This is a genomic window from Hyphomonadaceae bacterium BL14, from assembly GCA_027627705.1.
Lineage (GTDB): Bacteria > Pseudomonadota > Alphaproteobacteria > Caulobacterales > Maricaulaceae > Oceanicaulis.
The window spans coordinates 697408-714668 of the sequence record CP091242.1 but is presented as its reverse complement, the minus strand read 5'-3'; the positions used below and the strand labels follow the sequence as shown (position 1 = coordinate 714668).

At 62.3% G+C, this 17261-nt stretch carries 15 protein-coding genes and 1 tRNA gene; 9 read left to right on the top strand and 7 right to left on the bottom strand.

What is annotated here, in order from left to right:
- Nucleotides 1-6 precede the first annotated feature (6 nt).
- From L2D00_03385 to rplM, 5 genes are all read right to left on the bottom strand, one after another.
- Entirely contained in the window at nucleotides 7-1053 is a 1047-nt protein-coding gene (locus L2D00_03385; GenBank protein ID WBQ13735.1) for a DUF262 domain-containing protein, read from the bottom strand.
- Nucleotides 1054-2129: 1076 nt separating this feature from the next.
- Nucleotides 2130-3833, bottom strand: a complete 1704-nt coding sequence (locus tag L2D00_03380) for a glycosyltransferase family 39 protein (protein ID WBQ13734.1) — start codon at nucleotides 3831-3833, stop codon at nucleotides 2130-2132.
- Nucleotides 3830-4603, bottom strand: a complete 774-nt coding sequence (locus L2D00_03375; GenBank protein WBQ13733.1) for a glycosyltransferase family 2 protein — start codon at nucleotides 4601-4603, stop codon at nucleotides 3830-3832. Before L2D00_03375 ends, L2D00_03380 begins: the two co-directional genes overlap by 4 nt.
- Nucleotides 4604-4786: 183 nt before the next feature.
- The gene (gene rpsI, locus L2D00_03370) at nucleotides 4787-5290 is read right to left on the bottom strand and encodes a 30S ribosomal protein S9 (protein ID WBQ13732.1); all 504 of its coding nucleotides are present in this window, start codon (nucleotides 5288-5290) and stop codon (nucleotides 4787-4789) included.
- Between the two features lie 2 nt (nucleotides 5291-5292).
- On the bottom strand, nucleotides 5293-5757 hold the full coding sequence (rplM, locus tag L2D00_03365; GenBank protein WBQ13731.1) for a 50S ribosomal protein L13: 465 nt from the start codon (nucleotides 5755-5757) through the stop codon (nucleotides 5293-5295).
- A 296-nt stretch (nucleotides 5758-6053) separates the two neighbouring features.
- Between rplM and L2D00_03360 the strand changes: the two genes are divergently transcribed.
- On the top strand, nucleotides 6054-7094 hold the full coding sequence (locus L2D00_03360; GenBank protein ID WBQ13730.1) for a hypothetical protein: 1041 nt from the start codon (nucleotides 6054-6056) through the stop codon (nucleotides 7092-7094).
- On the opposite strand, the gene L2D00_03355 is transcribed toward L2D00_03360, so the two are convergent.
- Nucleotides 7091-8161, bottom strand: a complete 1071-nt coding sequence (locus L2D00_03355) for a COX15/CtaA family protein (protein WBQ13729.1) — start codon at nucleotides 8159-8161, stop codon at nucleotides 7091-7093. The two genes, L2D00_03360 and L2D00_03355, sit on opposite strands and share 4 nt — an antisense overlap.
- Before the next feature lie 173 nt (nucleotides 8162-8334).
- Between L2D00_03355 and L2D00_03350 the strand changes: the two genes are divergently transcribed.
- Both L2D00_03350 and L2D00_03345 read left to right on the top strand, forming a co-directional pair.
- On the top strand, nucleotides 8335-9513 hold the full coding sequence (locus tag L2D00_03350; protein WBQ13728.1) for an acyl-CoA dehydrogenase family protein: 1179 nt from the start codon (nucleotides 8335-8337) through the stop codon (nucleotides 9511-9513).
- Between the two features lie 28 nt (nucleotides 9514-9541).
- Nucleotides 9542-10666, top strand: a complete 1125-nt coding sequence (locus L2D00_03345; GenBank protein ID WBQ13727.1) for an acyl-CoA dehydrogenase — start codon at nucleotides 9542-9544, stop codon at nucleotides 10664-10666.
- A gap of 374 nt (nucleotides 10667-11040) precedes the next feature.
- Here the strand turns inward: L2D00_03345 and L2D00_03340 are convergent, their stop codons facing one another.
- Nucleotides 11041-12927 (bottom strand): ATP-binding cassette domain-containing protein, encoded by a 1887-nt coding sequence (locus L2D00_03340; protein ID WBQ13726.1) that lies wholly within the window; start codon nucleotides 12925-12927, stop codon nucleotides 11041-11043.
- Between the two features lie 95 nt (nucleotides 12928-13022).
- On the opposite strand from L2D00_03340, the gene ndk reads away from it, so the two are divergent.
- From ndk to L2D00_03310, 6 genes are all read left to right on the top strand, one after another.
- Nucleotides 13023-13445 carry a nucleoside-diphosphate kinase gene (gene ndk / locus L2D00_03335; protein WBQ13725.1) on the top strand — a complete coding sequence of 141 codons (423 nt, stop codon included), beginning with the start codon at nucleotides 13023-13025 and terminating at the stop codon, nucleotides 13443-13445.
- Nucleotides 13446-13496: 51 nt separating this feature from the next.
- A tRNA-Thr gene (locus tag L2D00_03330) sits at nucleotides 13497-13572 on the top strand.
- A gap of 698 nt (nucleotides 13573-14270) precedes the next feature.
- Nucleotides 14271-15293, top strand: coding sequence for a hypothetical protein (locus L2D00_03325; GenBank protein WBQ13724.1), 1023 nt, complete (start codon nucleotides 14271-14273; stop codon nucleotides 15291-15293).
- A 265-nt stretch (nucleotides 15294-15558) separates the two neighbouring features.
- Nucleotides 15559-16346 (top strand): IS5 family transposase gene (locus tag L2D00_03320; protein WBQ13723.1). Its coding sequence is split into 2 segments (ribosomal slippage): nucleotides 15559-15892 and nucleotides 15892-16346, totalling 789 coding nucleotides; the frame shifts between segments, so codons are not numbered across the junction.
- Between the two features lie 46 nt (nucleotides 16347-16392).
- Nucleotides 16393-16788, top strand: a complete 396-nt coding sequence (locus L2D00_03315) for a hypothetical protein (protein ID WBQ13722.1) — start codon at nucleotides 16393-16395, stop codon at nucleotides 16786-16788.
- A gap of 287 nt (nucleotides 16789-17075) precedes the next feature.
- Nucleotides 17076-17252, top strand: a complete 177-nt coding sequence (locus tag L2D00_03310) for a hypothetical protein (GenBank protein ID WBQ13721.1) — start codon at nucleotides 17076-17078, stop codon at nucleotides 17250-17252.
- The last annotated feature ends 9 nt before the right edge of the window (nucleotides 17253-17261 follow it).

Here is a 17261-nt window from a genome sequence, read left to right as displayed (position 1 = left end):
CGCTCTCTACCCCATTAGGCCGAGCAAAAATTTCGCACGGCGCTCTCTCACCGCCTCATCAGTGGTCGCTCGCCGACTGTCCTGCAGGAATTGACGCTCGCTGGGAGTAAGCGCGCCCACATCAGGCTCCGTAAAAATTTCCTCAATGCGATCAAGTTTGTGGCGAGCCGATTGGAGCTCAGGCTCCGAAACGAGCCTTGGCCTCGGAGCTACCAAGCGCTCCACTCCATATTGGGCGTGGTCTATAGCATTGAACAACGTGTAAAATATATGTATTCTTCTAAATTGAGTGCCCGCAAGCCCCTCTGAGAAAAGACGCCGCATTATTGAAATATTTGCATCAAATCGGCGCTCAATCAAATCCGCATCTTGATCGAACTCTCGCTCATATCGATCATAGTACTTCTTAATTTGTTTCTTAGATCGTATTCCGTCTATTATCGATATCAATAAATCTGCAACAAGCGTAACCTCGCCCATTCGAAGCACCTGCTGAGGGGTCAGAATTTTTTGGGAAATCCAATAATCATAGTATTTATGGGCTATTCCATCAACTAAAATTTTGAACTCTCCAAAATGGGATGCATTTATACGTTCTTGGTCATTAAGAACCACAGCATATGAATTCAATCTATTAAATATATCAAGAACCTCTGCATCGGGAAGATTTATAAGAAGATCAACCGCAATTTCATAGGATAAAATTTGCGACTGAATCTCCTCAGGCAACTCGCTGAAATACTTACCCCCATACTCCTTATTTTGCTTATTATATATTGTGAAGCCATCTTTAACATAAGATAATATTGTGCGCAATCTTTGCTGTCCATCCACCACTTCCCTGATGGAGGTTTTAGTTGATACATTTATTTTTTGTCTAATAAAAATTTTTGGTATTGGCTTTCCTCTAATTATTGTATCCATAAGATAGCTCTTGGCTTTATCGCTCCATACACTGCGGCGCTGAAATATTGGATTAAGCTCAAGCTGTTTTTGCCTATCCCATTCGATAAAATCATTAATGCTATACGTTCTTGAATCAAAGCTCTTCACGAGCAAACCCCCAAACTGTTGGCTGCATTCGACGTCATTCGCTAAATGTGAGCTCCAGCATAAACATGAGCCATTGGGCTTTGATAGCCTTTTCAAAGCAACACGAAAAGGTAGATGGCGGCAAGGGATTGAGGCACTCCAAAAGCATTGCCGATCGCTCTTGGAAAGAGCATCCCGGATTTACAATCGATGGATAAGTCCCTCTTGGCAAATTGCAAACTGGGAGCTGGGCCAGGCCATCATCTTGCCAGAATTCCTGCTCCCGAACTTCCCCACCCCCCCCTTATCCCCGCCCTCTCCCTGCGCCTGCATACTCCCCTCACTCGCCCCGCAGGCGGGGGCGCTGCCGGAGGCGTCCACAGTTGCGCGGGGCGGGGGCGGCGCCTCAAGCGGCCGGGTGACGCGCCCGGCCGCAAAAGAGCGGGCGAGGCGGCCTGGCCGCCGCCTCACGGCCTGTTCGGACGGTCAGGCGCCGGTGATGTCCGTACGGACGCGCCCGGAGGACGATTCCTCCCGCCCAGCCACTGGGCCGCGCCGCCAGTCCCCGCTGCAAGGCCCGGCCTTCGGGTCACGCCCTGCAGCCAGGGCCCGGGGGCAAGGCTCTAGGCCGCGGGGGGCGGGCGCTGAGACCAGGCATCACCGGCGGACCTGATGATGCGTGACGCGGCGGGGTGCAATCGGCCCCGTCCACGCCCGTTCGGCAGCCAAGTCCTGCGGGGATAATCTGCGGGAGCCGACGCCCGGATAACGCCGCTGCGCGCGGCAGGTCCCCCCGGACCCGCCGGCCATACCGCCTGGCCTTGCGGCCAGGCCACAGCCACGCAGCGGTCCTTAAGGGACCTGCCGCGCGCACCCCGCCCTCCCCGCCGGCTTCAGGCCGCGCGGCGGGTCAGCGTGGGCGGATGTCACAGGTGACGGTGATCAAACCAACACACACTGCCTTCCCGGAAGCCGCGAAGCGGCTATCCGGGAGCCATCCACCGGGCTTGTCCATTGTCGACGCCGCTGAGATGTATCGTGTTGGGTCCCGGATACTTGCAGCGCAAGTTCCGGGAAAACAGGGGATCAGCCGCCCCCTACTCCGCCAGCCGCAGCGCCGAGCCCGCACTCACCAGCAGCGTCATCTCCAGCTCTGTGCCCTTGACCAGGTTGTGGCCCGAGACCGTGGCCAGTTCGCGCACGGTCAGGCCGCGTTCGGCCAGCGCCGCGTCAAAGCCTTCGCGTTCAATGCCATCCACGATGGCCAGGCCGCAGGCGGGGTCGCGGGCCAGCACACCGGCGGCGGCGTCGGCATTATCCGCCAGCAAAGCCTCTGTCCCGAGATAGAAGGCATTGGAGGGTTCGCGATAGCCCAGCGTGGCGATGGTCAGAGCGTCGCATCCTTCCAGCGTGCTCACCACTTGGCTGATCCGCTCGGACGGCCACATCGGGTCGATGTTCGGGATCACCACGCCAAACATCGCCGCATACAGCCCCGTGGCCGCCACGCCGGACGCGGTCAGCGTGCGCAGGGACGGGGCGAAAACCAGCGCCAGCACGGTGATCAGGGCCAGCACTCCTGCGCCGGCGGCAATCCAGGCCGTCAGGCCGATCACACCGTTAAACTCGATATGGCCCGCGATCGGCAGCGCGATCAGAACGCCGGACACCACGAGCACGGCGGCGGCCACGACGCCATGAAACACCCGCGACCGCCAGCCGGCCAGCAGGCCGCGCGCATCGCCCAGGGCAAGGCCCATCAGGATGGCGATGGCGGGGAAGACCGGCAGCACATAGTGGGGCAGCTTGGTGGTTACCAGCTCGAACACCAGCCAGGTGGGGATGATCCAGGCGACCAGGAACAGCACCGTGCGGTCTGCGCGATGGCGCCAGGCGGCCAGCGCCGCGAGACCCAGAAGCGCGGCGGCAGGCCACAGCGTGACCGGCGAGAGCATGAGGTGAAAGCCCAGCGGGCCGGTATGGTTCTCGGCGGCTTCGGACACCTTACGCAGCATGGACCAGCCGACAGCTTCGGCCAGGAAAGCGCCATCGGTCACGACTGTGATGGCGATCAGCCAGGGCGCGGCGATAGCCGCGGCCGTCAGCAGGCCCAGCCCCGGGCGAATTCGGCGCAGCAATCCGAAATCGCGCGTCAGAGCGATGTATCCGGCCAGGGTGAGCGCGGTCACCATCGTGAAGATGGGACCCTTGATCAGGATGCACGCCCCGGTCGCCGCCCACAGGGCCAGCGGCCACCCGATGAAGCGGGGTCTGACCTGCGTCACTTTCAGCGCCAGCATGGCCAACGAGATTTGCGCCAGCATGCCGAAGCCGAGCAGCAGCGCGTCGGTCTTGGCGGTGCGCGCCTCCACCTGGGCGGTCAGGCACACAGCCAGCACGATTCCGGCGGCCAGCCCCACCCCCGGGGAGAACAGGCGCGCGCCCAGCCATCCCGTCATCAGCACGGCGGCGATGATCCCGAAGAGGCTGGGCAGGCGGTGCGCCCAGATCGGCGCCTGCGCGCCGCCAAACGGCGTACTGGTGACGACCTGCGCCCAATAGGACCCCACGGGCTGTTTGTGGCGCGCCTCGTCCTGGAAGCGGATATCGATGAAGTCACCGGTCTCCATCATCTGACGGCTGGCCTGGGCGTAGCGCGACTCATCGCGATCCATGGCCGGGATGGTGAAGAATCCCGGCAACATCGCCGCCAGCGCCAGCACCAGAAGGCAGGCGAACGCCGCCGGGTTCAGCCCGCCCTTGGGGCCAGGCGTCAGCAAGGCAGCGAACCCGGCAGTCATCGGCCTGACCCTTCACTTGGGCTGCGGCCCAGCAGAAGCTGCGGACCCGGTGTATGCGTGCGGCGCATCAGCCAGATCACACCCATCAAATCAAAAAGCCCCGCGAAAGCTCGGCCGAGATTGGTGTATTTCGACTCGCCCGCAGCTCTTGGCCGGTTGACGACCTTCACGCTGACATAGCCAAAACCCAGATGCTTGGTGAAGGCCGGGATGTAACGGTGCAGCGCGTCAAAGAAGGGCATGGCCAGAAACAGATCGCGCACGATCAGCTTCAGCCCGCAGGCGGTGTCCGGGCAATCATCATTGAGGAGACTGCGCCGCAGGCCATTGGCAAAGCGCGAGGCGAATTTGCGGCTGTTTCCGTCCGTGCGGTTGGCGCGCCAGCCCGCCACCAGCGCGCGCTCGCCCACAGACTCAAGATCGACCTCGGCGGCCATGTCGAGAATGGAGCGTGGATCGTCCTGCCCGTCCCCGTCCATGGTGGCGACCCAGAGCGAGCGCGCGGCGATCATGCCGGTGCGCAGCGCTGCGCTCTTGCCCGAGCGTCTGGGGTGGCGGACCAGACGGATGCGGGTGTCTTCAGCGATAAGGCCGGTCAGCGCGTCTGCGGTGCCGTCCGTGCTGCCATCATCAATGACGATGAAATCGGTCTCGGGAATCGCGGCGGTGATGACGTCGCGGGCCTCGCGCACGACCGCGTCAATGCTGTCGGCCTCGTTCAGCGCCGGGATCAGCACGGTCAGGCGCGGGAACGGGACAGATCGGGTCATCAGCACCAGGGCTCAATGAAGGCGAAGGCGGAGGCCCCCGCCCGGATCGTGAAGGGTCGGCATAGCATGCGGCCACCATCAAGGGGAGGCGCGATCTGCCGCGCGCGCTCCACCAGCCGCAACGCAAAAACGGGCGGCCCGATGGAGCCGCCCGCCTTGGTATGGTGTGCAAGCAAAAAGTGTCTAGCGCTTGGAGAACTGGAAGCTCCGGCGGGCTTTCTTCTTGCCGTACTTCTTGCGCTCGACCACGCGGCTGTCGCGGGTCAGGAAGCCGCCGGCCTTGAGCACGCCGCGCAGGGTGGGCTCATAGTAGGTCAGCGCCTTGGAGATGCCATGACGCACCGCGCCGGCCTGGCCCGACAGACCGCCGCCGGTGACCGTAGCGACCACATCATACTGGTCGACGCGCGAGGCCGTTTCGAAGGGCTGCTGCAGCAGCATGCGCAGGACAGGACGCGCGAAATAGACGGTCTGCTCGCGGCCATTGATCGTGATCTTGCCGGCACCCGGCTTGATCCAGACGCGCGCCACGGCGTTCTTGCGCTTGCCGGTGGCATAGGCGCGGCCATGCTCGTCGATTTTCGGCTCGGCCAGAACCTGCTCGGACACAGCTTCGGGAACGACCGGCGAGCCGGCGTCCTGCAGTGCGGATTTCAGGTCCTCGAGGGAACGGGTTTGTTCGGACATGATCAGCTCCGCGCGTTCTTGGCGTTCAGGGATTTGAAGTCGAGGACTTCAGGGGTCTGCGCCTGGTGCGGATGCTCACCGCCGGCATAGACGCGCAGCTTGGAAAACTGGGCGCGTGCCAGCGGGCTTTCCTTGGGCAGCATGCGCTTGACGGCCTGCTCGACCACGCGCTCGGGGAAACGGCCCTCCAGAATGCGGCGGGGCGAGGTTTCCTTGATACCGCCCGGATGACCGGTGTGGCGGTAATACCGCTTGTTGGCGAACTTGCGGCCGGTGAACACCACTTTCTCGGCATTGATGACGATCACATGGTCGCCCGTGTCGATATGCGGCGTGAAATCAGGGCGGTGCTTGCCGCGCAGACGGGTGGCGATGAAGGCGGCGAGACGGCCGACAATGGCGCCTTCCGCATCGATCACGATCCATTTGTGCTCGACGTCCGCTGGCTTGGCGGTAAAGGTCTTCATAACAGGAGCCTCAGAGACAGACTTGACCCGCGTTTCGGGACCATCCCGGACGCGATCTGGCGCGGTGTCTACGCGCGACTTCTGCACGGGTCAATAGGGCTTGTGAAACGCATGTGAAATCATGCTCTTGAGAACCAGGTATTGGAATACCGCATCATTCGAAGGCCGGGATCAGCCCCTCGATCCGCGGCTGATACGACATACATCGGGCATGTGACGGCGCGCGCGCCGCCATGTACCATTGCTGCCCAGTCAGCCCGTCACTGCGCGGGCGCATCGAGCCGAGATATCTGATCATGCTGCCTGCCGCCCTGTCCGCCCGCCTGCGTCACGCCCCCCTCACCCGTGTGCTGGCCGCTGCCGCGCTGTCGGCCGCGCTGGCCGGATGCAACTTCTTTCCGGGCGAGGAACAGGCCGCCGATCCCGGCGAGACTGAACGCACCGCCATTGTTACGGGCTCCTTCAGCGCCCCGGGCGGCGCACGCGACCTGGCCTTTCTGGCGGATGCGGAATCGCCGGGCAACGGATTGCTCGCGGCAGCCAGCCTGCAGGGCGGGATCTCGGTCTTCAATATTGACGGGCGCGAAGTGATCACAGGGTCCGGCCCGCGCCTGAATGGCCTGGCCGGCACAGGCGGCTTCCCGCTGCGCGGCGAGACCCTGCCGATGATTTTCGCCATGGACGAAAACGGCGCGCTGCGCGCTTTCGTGGTTGTGCGTGCGGTGGACGACGTGATCGAGCTGCCGCTCGAAGGCGACATGCCGGGCGGGGCCAGCCTGTGCCTGTTCGGCGAAGGGATCGGCTATGTCGACCTGGCGATCCTGGGCGATGGCGAGGAAGCACGCATTGTGCGCCTGAGCGATGCGGGCGGCGACGGCCTGCAGGTGCGCCTGCGCGAAACCCGCGCCCTACCCTTCCCGGCCCGCTCCTGCGCCGCGGCACCGGATGGTGATCTCATCATAGGCGGTCCCACCGCCGGACTGGCGCGCATCAGCGCCAATGGCGATGTGCGTGCCCGCACCGATCGCCTGCCCGGTTCCAACATCGCCTACAGTGAATTGCTGGGCCGGCCCGCAGCCCTGATGGTGTCGCCCGATACCGGGCTGATGCAGGTGCTGGATGCACGCAATCTCGCGCTCATCGCCACGGTCCGCTTCGATGCGGGCCTGGGCGCGCCGGGCTTCAACGAGCCATCCGCCCTGGCCGTCACCGACGCCAATTTTGGCGGCGGTGCCTTCGCATCGGGCATAGCCGCCGCTTATGACCGCGGCGACGGCAGCCTGAAGCTGATTGCCCGCGAAGTGATCACGCGCACCGTGCTGGCCGACGACAGCTAGGCCGTCCCGGCCCGCACCGCCCGCGCGGACGCCCAGGCCGCTGCTCCAGCAGTCAGGAAGAGAACAATCGCGCCCGCCTGGTGAGCCAGCGACAGCGACAGCGGTGCCGCATTCACCAGGGTCAGGATCCCCAGCGCGATCTGGGCGAACAGCGCGGTCAGCATCACCAGCGCAAACCGCCCCATGATCACATCGCCGCTGCGCCGCCAAAGCAAGGCCAGCGCCAGCCCGCCTGCCGCCAGGGCATAGCCCGCCCACCGGTGCTGCAATTGCACCGCCGGGCGGCTTTCAAACACCGCCTGCCAGAGCGGCAGCCCGGAGAGATAGTCCTGCGGCCAGAGCTGGCCGTTAAAGCCCGGCCAGCTGGTATAGATCTGCCCCGCATTGAGCCCGGCCACGAAAGCGCCCAGCGCGACCTGGACCATCACCGCACCCCAGAAGATCGCGCTCCATTTGAACAGGGGTGAGCGTACGGCCAGCTTTGTCTGGCCATGGCGCAATTCCAGCGCCGTCCAGAGGGTCAGGCCCAGGATCAGGAACGCCATGGTGAGGTGGGTGGCGAGCCGGTACTGGCTGACATCGACACGCTCGGTGAGCCCGGACGCCACCATCCACCAGCCGATCGCGCCCTGCAGCCCGCCCAGCACGAAAAGCACCCAGAGCCGGGGACGCAGGCGTTTCGGGGCACGCCCGCTCCACAGGAAAAACACGAAGGGCAGGAAATAGACCAGGCCCAGCGTGCGCCCTAGCTGACGGTGGCCCCATTCCCACCAGTAGATGAACTGGAAATCGCTCATCGACATGCCGCGATTGATTTCCTGGTATTGGGGAATCTGGCGGTAGCGCTCCAGCTCGCGCTCCCAGCCCTCCTGGCTTAGCGGCGGAATGGCCCCGGTGATCGGGCGCCAGTCGGTGATGGACAGGCCGGAATCGGTCAGGCGCGTCGCCCCGCCCACCACGATCATGGCGCATACGAACAGCGCGATGATCACCAGCCACCAGAACATCGCCCGGTCCGTGCCGGTTTCGGTATAGGCTTTCGGGATCGACAGAATGGCGCTGGACATGGGCGGCGGCTCCGGACGGGCGCAGGGGTGGTCATCGGTCTGCCGCTACTTATCGGCTGGGGCGCGCGTGGCAAGGCACCCGCGCCGTTTCGCCGCAAAGCGTCCGCACGGCGGGACTGGTCAGGCGCACGGCTTCGGCTTACCCTTTACGTCAACGTAAGGGAGGAAATACCATGCCGCTCGACACATTCCGCAAAGACACCTGCGCCTGGCTGGAGGCCAATTGCCCCGCCAGCCTGCGCCAGCCCATCGCTTCCGAAGCCGATATCTGCTGGGGCGGCCGCAACTGGACCTTCACCAGCGAAGATCAGAAAATCTGGCTCGAACGCATGGTGGAAAAAGGCTGGACGGTCCCGACCTGGCCCAAGGAATACGGCGGCGCAGGCCTGTCCAAGGAAGAAGCCTTCATCCTCAAAGAGGAAATGAAGGCCATCAAGGCGCGCTCGCCGCTGGACAGTTTCGGCATCTGGATGCTCGGCCCGGCCCTCCTGAAATACGGAACCCACGAGCAGAAGCTGGAGCATCTGCCCCCCATCGCGCGGGGTGAAATCCGCTGGTGCCAGGGCTATTCCGAGCCGGGCGCAGGCTCTGACCTGGCCTCACTGCGCACCAAAGGCGTGCTGCAAGGCGATCACTACACGGTCACCGGGCAGAAGGTCTGGACCAGCTATGCGGACCAGTCCGACTGGATTTTCGCCCTGGTGCGCACCGAAGCCGACGCGCCCAAGCATCTGGGCATCTCATTCCTGCTCATTGACATGGACCAGCCCGGCGTGACGACCAAGCCGATCAAGCTCATCTCCGGCAAATCGCCCTTCTGCGAGACCTTCTTTGATGACGCCAAGGCGCTCGTGGCCAACCGTCTGGGCAAGGCCGGCCAGGGCTGGGAGATCGCCAAGTACCTGCTCAGCCATGAACGCGCGGGCATCGTGTCCGAAGCCGCATTTGGCGGGCTGAACCCCGTCACTGCCGCCCATCAGTCCGGCGAGCTGGACGAAACCGGACGCCTGGCCGACCCGATCCTGCGCGGCGATGTCGCCCGCCTGACCATCGATGGCCTTGCTTTTGAAGCCACTTTGCGCCGCACCAAGGAAGAGGGCGACCATGGGGAGGGCGTGGGCGCACGCGCCTCCATGCTCAAATATGTCGGCACCGAGCTGAACAAGCGCCGCCACGAACTCAACATGTCAGCGCTGGGCACGGACGGCCTCTTGTGGGAAGGCGACAAGCCCACGGACGGGGATGCAGCCCGGACCTGGCTGCGCTCGCGCGCCAACTCCATCGAGGGCGGCACCAGCGAGGTGCAGCTGAACATCATTGCCAAGCGCGTGCTCAATCTGCCGAGCGCCTGAAGCCATTTAAGTCAGGGGATTACCCAAGATGTCATTCGTCCTGAACGAAGAAGAGACCATGCTGCGCGATGGTGCCCAGCAATTCCTGGAAGAGCAGGCACCGGTCACCGCCCTGCGCAAGCTGCGCGATGCCGGCGACCCGGCAGGGTTCTCGCGCGATCTGTGGTCCGCCATGGCCGAGATGGGCTGGTGCGGCATTCTGGTCAGTGAAGACCATGGCGGGGTCGATATGGGCTGCGCCGCCGCCGGCCTGGTGCTCGAACAGATCGGGCGCAATCTGACCGCCTCGCCCTTCCTGTCCACCGCGGTCATGGGGGCCAGTGCTTTCAAGCTGGCGGGCACGGACGCCCAGAAAGATGCCTGGCTGCCCAAGATTGCCGCGGGCGAGACCGTTATCGCCCTCGCCCTGGACGAGCGGGCGCGTCACAACCCGTCCCACGTCCAGACCAAAGCGGTGAAGGACGGCAATGGCTTCCGCCTTTCGGGCACCAAGAAATATGTGGTCAATGGTGCCGGCGCGGACCTGCTGATCGTGGCCGCGCGCACCGAGGATGACCAGATCAATCTGTTTATGGTCTCGCCGGACGCCGCCGGGGTCACCCGCACGTCCCGTCGAACGCTGGACAGCCATGTGCCTGCCGATATCGCCTTTGACGACGTGAAGCTGGACGGCGACGCGCTGCTGGGCGGGGCTGAGGACAGGGAGGCGGCCTACCGCCATCTCCTCGACATTGGCCGCGCCGCCCAGGCCGCCGAGGCGCTGGGCGTGGGCCAGCGCGCGTTTGATATGACGCTCGACTATATCCGTGAGCGCGAACAGTTCGGCGTCGCCATCGGGACCTTCCAGGGCCTGCAGCACCGCGCCGCCCACCTGTATGGCGAGCTGGAGCTGGCCCGCTCGCTGGTGCGCCGCGCGCTCACCACGCTGGACACCCAGCCGAGCCAGGCACCACTCTGGTGCGCCGCGGCCAAGGCGAAGGCCACCGCCGTGTCACGCCTGTCCACCAGCGAAGGCATCCAGATGTTCGGCGGCGTCGGCATGACCGATGAATACGATATCGGCCTGTACTACAAGCGCGCCCAGGCCGCTGGCGAATATCTGGGCGATGACGCCTTCAATGCGGGCGAGGTCGCAAGGCTCAGCGGCTATTAAGCCGGGCGCGGGGCGCTCTTTTCCCCTCCCACTCGTGGGGGTGAGGCCGCAAAGTCTGGTCCGGGGACTAGACGACCGGCCGAACGGGCTGAGCGAAGCAAAGCCGGGTGGGGGCGCCGCCGAAGGCGGCTGCTAAAGTCCTTCACCGCACGGCGCCATCACCCCACCCTGACCCTCCCCTCAAGGGGAGGGAAAGAATCTGAGGCTGCCCTGATATCCTCCCTCCCCCACCGGGGGAGGGCCGGGGTGGGGGGCGCCGCCGTCAGGCGGCAACTAAAGTCCTTCACCGGGCGGCGCCATCACCCCACCCGGCCCGGGGCTAACGCCCCGGCCCACCCACCCCATCAAGGGGAGAGAAAGATTGAGAGACGCCCCTAAACCCCCGTCGCGGCCCGCGCCTCTTCATAGGCTTCTGACGCCTCCAGCCAGCTTGTCTCCGCTGCGTCGATCAGCTCCACACAGCGCGCGCGTTTTTTGGTGAGGTCGGTAGCGAGGCCAGGATCCTTCTCCCACAGCCCCATGACAGCGAGGCCGGCATCGATCTTGTCCAGCACGCCCTTGAGCCGGTCAATCTCGCGCTCCCAACGGGCAATCTCGGCCTTGAGCGGTTTGAGTTGGTCGCGCGCGGCCGCGGTCTGGCGCCGGTCAGCCGATTTCTGCCCGCCCGGGGGCTGGCCTTTGGGGCGGGGCTTGGCTTCGCTTTGCAGCATGTGCTTGCGGTAATCGTCCAGGTCCCCATCCCAGGGCTTGATCGTCCCGCCTTCGGCCACCCAGAGCCGGTCCACGCAGGTATCGATCAGGCTGCGGTCGTGGCTGATCAGGATGACGGCACCGGGAAACTCGTTGATGGCGTCCATCAGCGCCGCGCGGCTGTCGATATCGAGGTGATTGGTCGGCTCGTCGAGGATCAGGAGGTGCGCCCCGTCAAACGTGATGAGGTTCATCAGAAGGCGCGCCTTCTCGCCGCCTGACAGGGTTCTGGCCGGCGTCTCCTGCCGGTCGCGCGGCAGGCCGAAACGCGCCAGGCGCGCGCGGCGCTGAGCCTCGGTCTTCTCTTCCATGCGCTCAAACACATGGTCATAGGCCGAATGGTCCGGCGACAGCGCGTCGATCTGGTGCTGGGCGAAGTGCGCCACCACCGCCTTCTTGTGCATGCGCATGGCACCGGAGGTCACCGGCAGCGCGCCGGTCAGCAGCTTGGCGAAGGTCGACTTGCCCGCGCCATTACGGCCCAGCAGCCCGATGCGGTCATCGACATCGATGCGCAGATTGAGCTTGCGCAGCACCGGCTTGTCCGGGTCATAACCCGTGTCGCACTCGTCAAAGCGCACCAGCGGATTGCCCATGCGCCGCTCGGCGCCGGGAAATTCGAAGGGCGCTACCGGGTCCTCGACCATGGTGGCGATGGGGGCGAGCTTTTCGAGACGTTTGACGCGCGACTGGGCCTGCTTGGCCTTGGTGGCCTGGGCGCGGAACCGGTCGACGAAGCCCTGCAGGCGGCGGCGCTCATCCTCCTGCTTTTCAACCATCTTCATCTGCACGCGCTGACGCTCGGCCAGCTGGCGCTGGAAGGCGTCAAACCCGCCCTCCCAGACAGACAGCTTGCAGTCTTTCAGATGCACGATCGAATGAACGCTGGCGTTCAGCAGCTCGCGGTCGTGGGATATGATCAGCGCCGCGCCGGGAAATTTCGAGAGGTGCGTCTCCAGCCAGAGCGCGCCTTCCAGATCGAGATAATTCGTGGGCTCGTCGAGCAGGAGCAGATCCGGCCCGGCAAAGAGCGTCGCAGCCATGGCCACGCGCATGCGCCAGCCGCCAGAGAACTCCGCACACGCGCGCGCCTGCGCCGCCGTGTCAAAGCCCAGCCCGTTCAGGATTGCGCCGGCGCGCGCCTCGGCCGAGTGCGCGTCGATATCGGCCAGGCGCGTCTGCACTTCGGCGATGCGGTTGGGATCGCTGGCGGTTTCGGCTTCCGCCATCAGTGCCGCGCGCTCAACATCGGCGGCCAGCACAAAGTCCATGACGCTAGTGCGCCCGGCGGGCGCCTCCTGCGCGATCGTGCCGATGCGCGCGCCGGGCTGCACCCGCACCTCGCCGCTTTCAGGCGAGGCGTCGCCCAAAATCAGGCGGAACAGGGTGGATTTGCCCGTGCCATTGCGCCCCACCAGCCCCATGCGGGTTTTCGCGGGCAGAAAAAGCGTCGCCTGATCAAACAGCAAGCGGCCCTGAATGCGGTGGGTGAGGTCATTGACGTGCAGCATGGACGATGCGCCTAGCATGCCTTCACAGGGGGCGGAAGCGCCGCTATAAGCCGCCGCAATCCATTCCTCCCCAGATCCTTGAAGGGACATCCACCATGGCGCTGCAACGCACCTTCTCCATCATCAAGCCCGACGCCACGCGCCGCAATCTGACCGGCCAGATCAACGCCCTGATCGAGGCCGCCGGCCTGCGCATCGTGGCGCAGAAGCGCCTGCACCTGACCCAGGCCCAGGCCGAGGCTTTCTACGGCGTTCACCGTGAGCGCGGCTTCTTCAACGAGCTGGTGTCCTTCATGATTTCCGGCCCCGTCGTGGTCCAGGTGCTGGAAGGCGAAGACGCCATCGCGACCTACCGCAAGGTGATGGGCGCCACCAATCCGGCCAATGCCGAGCCGGGCACGATCCGCAAGGAATTTGCCGAATCCATCGAAGCCAATTCAGTGCATGGCTCCGACGCGCCTGAGACTGCAGCAGAAGAAATTGCCTATTTCTTCGCCGGCCACGAGATTGTGGGCTAAGCTCACACCTGACATCCCGCCCTCCTCCCCGACGTTGGAGGGCGGCCCGGTGCCGGCTTAGCTCAGCTGGTAGAGCAGCGGTTTTGTAAACCGAAGGTCGGGGGTTCGATTCCCTCAGCCGGCACCATTTTTCTCTTGTACGGCCCGGAGACATAGGTAACGGATTGCACCTAAGACATGGGTGACAATCTCTCGTCTTATCGGTCGATCCTCGCTATCGCTGCAAGCGCACGATGCCGCTAGCGCACCCTGGCGCATGAGCCTCTCCTGATTCTCTTGGCAAAATCAGAACGCTAGCATCCTCGCTGCGTCGCCGACCGGGATAGGTTCGATCTGCGTGTGTTCTTGCTTCCTGAAGGTGCTGCCTGGCAGCGGTTTTTTGCGGGCTACATTGGGCGACTCAACCCACTGCTCGCTCCGCATGAAATGCCCGCCCTTTCAGGCAACGCAAGAGGCCAAGTCAGCGCACACCAGCTATATCCACCCCCCCTCGAATACCGATTGAGAACTGGTTACCGGCGCACGCAATGACAGGCGCAGTGGAACCAAAAATATTTATCACATTGGCCTATTTCCTGGTTGCACCGCACACCCCTTTGGGGTATTTTATTTACATCGCAAACGTCCTGAGGTCGCATCATGCAAACTTTGACTCGAGTAGCCCAAAACCGGAATCGCACTCTTACCAAAGAGGAGATTGATAGGGTCGCCGGTGCAAATTCTGAATCGTCGAACCCTGACTGCACTGCTGGCTGCAGGGATACCCCCCCCGGCACAGGCGGCGGACCCGATAAATGTGACTGGCAGTGCATTGACTAAGCGAGAGTGGCGGCAGGTTCGGCCTGCCGCCACGCACCTAACATGAAAATAGCTCTATTTATCGGTTACAGGCTCGATTGGCATTTAAATGAAGTTTTGAAAGTCGTTGAGCGCGATTTTGGGCACAAGTGCATCTTATTTGATCCTTCGCGTCCGTTCGAAATGTGCTTCGATCCAAACCGTCCTGACGGAATTATGTTGGAGGGCGTTCAATATAGTATAGGCTGCGTATGGTGGAGATGGAAGCCTTACATCGATAACGAATTCCGCAGAAGCGGCGACCACGAGTCTTATCAAAATCTTGAATGGAACTGTCTTTTAAAGTCTATATGGTTGTTTAATGAGCACGTTTCAGTTCATAAATACGACAACGCCGTCAGATATAATGAGAAGCTCATACAAACGAATATCGCCCGATCAATAGGGTTCAAATCTCTTGAATCAATATGCACAAACAAGAGGAGCTCTATTTTACAGTGTTTGGAATTGCATAGGCACGTGGTAAAGCCCTTGCGTATAGCTGTCATAAAAAACTCTGCCGGGGAAGATGAATTTTTAAGCACGTCTGAACTTACCAAGTCACATTTGAATGAAATAGAAGATTCGGAGCTAGTTCGTTCAGTAACATACATTCAGTCATTTGTTGATAAAAAGTACGAAGTTCGCCTAAATTACATTTTTGGCCGTATTTTTGCGAGGATATTTTCTAAAAGCAAAATTATGGAGATGTTTGGAAAAGACTTGGTCGATTGGCGTTATGTATATGAGGTGCACAACCGCTTGGATGACTTTTCGGACCCGTTCGAGCCTAACGGAAATCTGATTGCCCTGATTGAAGCGTACGTAAGAGCGACCGGTTTGAATTTAATATGTTTTGACTTTGTCTCGGATGGAAATGATCTATTTTTTCTGGAAGCCAATCCTGATGGCCAATGGGGGTGGCTTGGAGATCAGGAGGGTAGTGTTGGCCGCGTCGCCGAGGCGATCGATGGTATGATGGTGCATGGCGCTTGGGAGACAAAGGCGTGACTGCGTTTATCGGGCTGATAACAATCGCATTGACTGTTGTGTCCGCGCTGCGTTGCGGATCCGACGCTTGGCCGGGGGCTCTCACAGCACTTGACCGCGCGGATGCAGCGCTGATTCAAGTCTGGCGAGCCCACTATCGGGAGGGCGATCAACAGAACGAGTTGATTGCACGAAGATCTCTTGGAGACATTCGCGTGCTTAGGACCTGTTGACGAAGTGGATTCCCAACCCGCCCGAAGCGTGATTCAAGACTGGCTTTTGGGAGGTGGTCTTGGTTCGCGGTTTGATGACGGACGAGGAGTGGGCGTTCTTTGCGCCTTTCGTGGTGGCGACCGGAGGCAAGCGGGGCCGCCCGCCTTCTGATCATCGCCGCGTGCTGGACGGCGTGTTCTGGATCGCGCGCACCGGCGCGCCCTGGCGTGATCTTCACGACTATTTCGGTCCGTGGACGCGGGTCTACCGCCAGTTCCGCCGCTGGACGCTGTCAGGCGTGTGGGAGGTGATGTTGGAAGCGCTGGGCGAGAGCGGGGCCGTACCCGACAGTCTTCAAATGGTCGATTCCACTATCGTTCGCGCGCACCATCAGGCTGCGGGCGCTAAAGGGGGACTCAAAAACAGGGTTTTGGGCGCTCAAAAGGTGGCTTCACGACCAAAATACACCTTCGCACCAACGCTGAAGGGCTGCCCATAGCCGCTGAGATCACCGGCGGTGAAGTCTCCGACTACAAAGGTTATGAGGCGGTAATGGCCGCGCATGGCTCAGTCCCGCGCGTCCTGCTGGCCGACAAAGGCTATGACAGCGACAATATCCGAACATCGCTGGAAGCCGCCGGCGCAGTGCCGATGATCCCGGCGCGCCGAAACCGCAAGAACCCCGTCCAGATCGACGACTTCGTCTATGGGCTGAGAAACCGCATCGAGCGGTGCTTCAACAAGCTGCGCTGCTCACGCCGCCTCGCCACACGCTACGACAAGACCGCCGACAGCTATCTCGGCTTCATCCATCTCGCTTCAATCCGCCTGTGGTTCCGGTACTTTGTCAACAGCACCTAGTAGCTCGTTCGTTCTTGAAACTGCGTCGCTTGAATGTGTGCGGAACTTGATTCGCAATCATCGGGAGGCGTATCTGAGCTACAACAGCATTGTGACCCATTCATTTCCTGGGGAGAATCAGGGGCCTGAGTTAATTGAACAGGCATTGGCGTGGAACGAGGTGCTGTTCTCTGAGGGTGCCATTCATTCAATTCCTTATGGCGGCCTGATCGACCGGTACGAAATCGGCAAACGCGACCGACAGCTCTACGGTAGCCATCTTGCCTGTACGGACGGCGAATGGCGATTTGAGCCACCGGTTCATGAACCCGAAAACCTTGAAGCGCGACGCGCCGCGATAGGGTGGCCGGGTGAAGAAACCGACGCCATGCTCGGAGAGCCCTGTGGCCCGGCTGCAAGCAATCGGGACGAGCCTGCCCAAGACCATGAAAATCAAGGTTAGACCCGAATTGTCTGAAGCCGGCTCTGACTTAAGTTGCCCGGGCAAGCACTGACGGGCGCCAATCACACCTCATGTCAGCGGATCCGCCTACGGGCCGAATGGGAACCGTTGACCGGAAACTGAACGGAGGTGGTCATGTCCACCTCCGCTTGATGCGCCATAGCATGCCAAGCGCCGAAAGGCGGCGCCACCACCCCGGCTCACTGACCCACAGTGCTGGGCCTTCGCTCTTCATGTGGCACGCAGATATCGGAAAACAGCATGACGGGATGTTAAGCGAGCCACCTTTGGACAGCGCCGGGCAGGCGATGCGCCATCATCTGGGCGAGCCCGGCGTGGCGCACGAGCTGACCCGGGCGGCGGCGTTCTGCAGGCTCGGGTGCGAGGGCGGACATTCGCTGGACTGCCGGATGGTCGGCGAGTTCAACTATGGAGGTCTGGGCCTCGATACCAGACTTCAATAGGACTTCAGG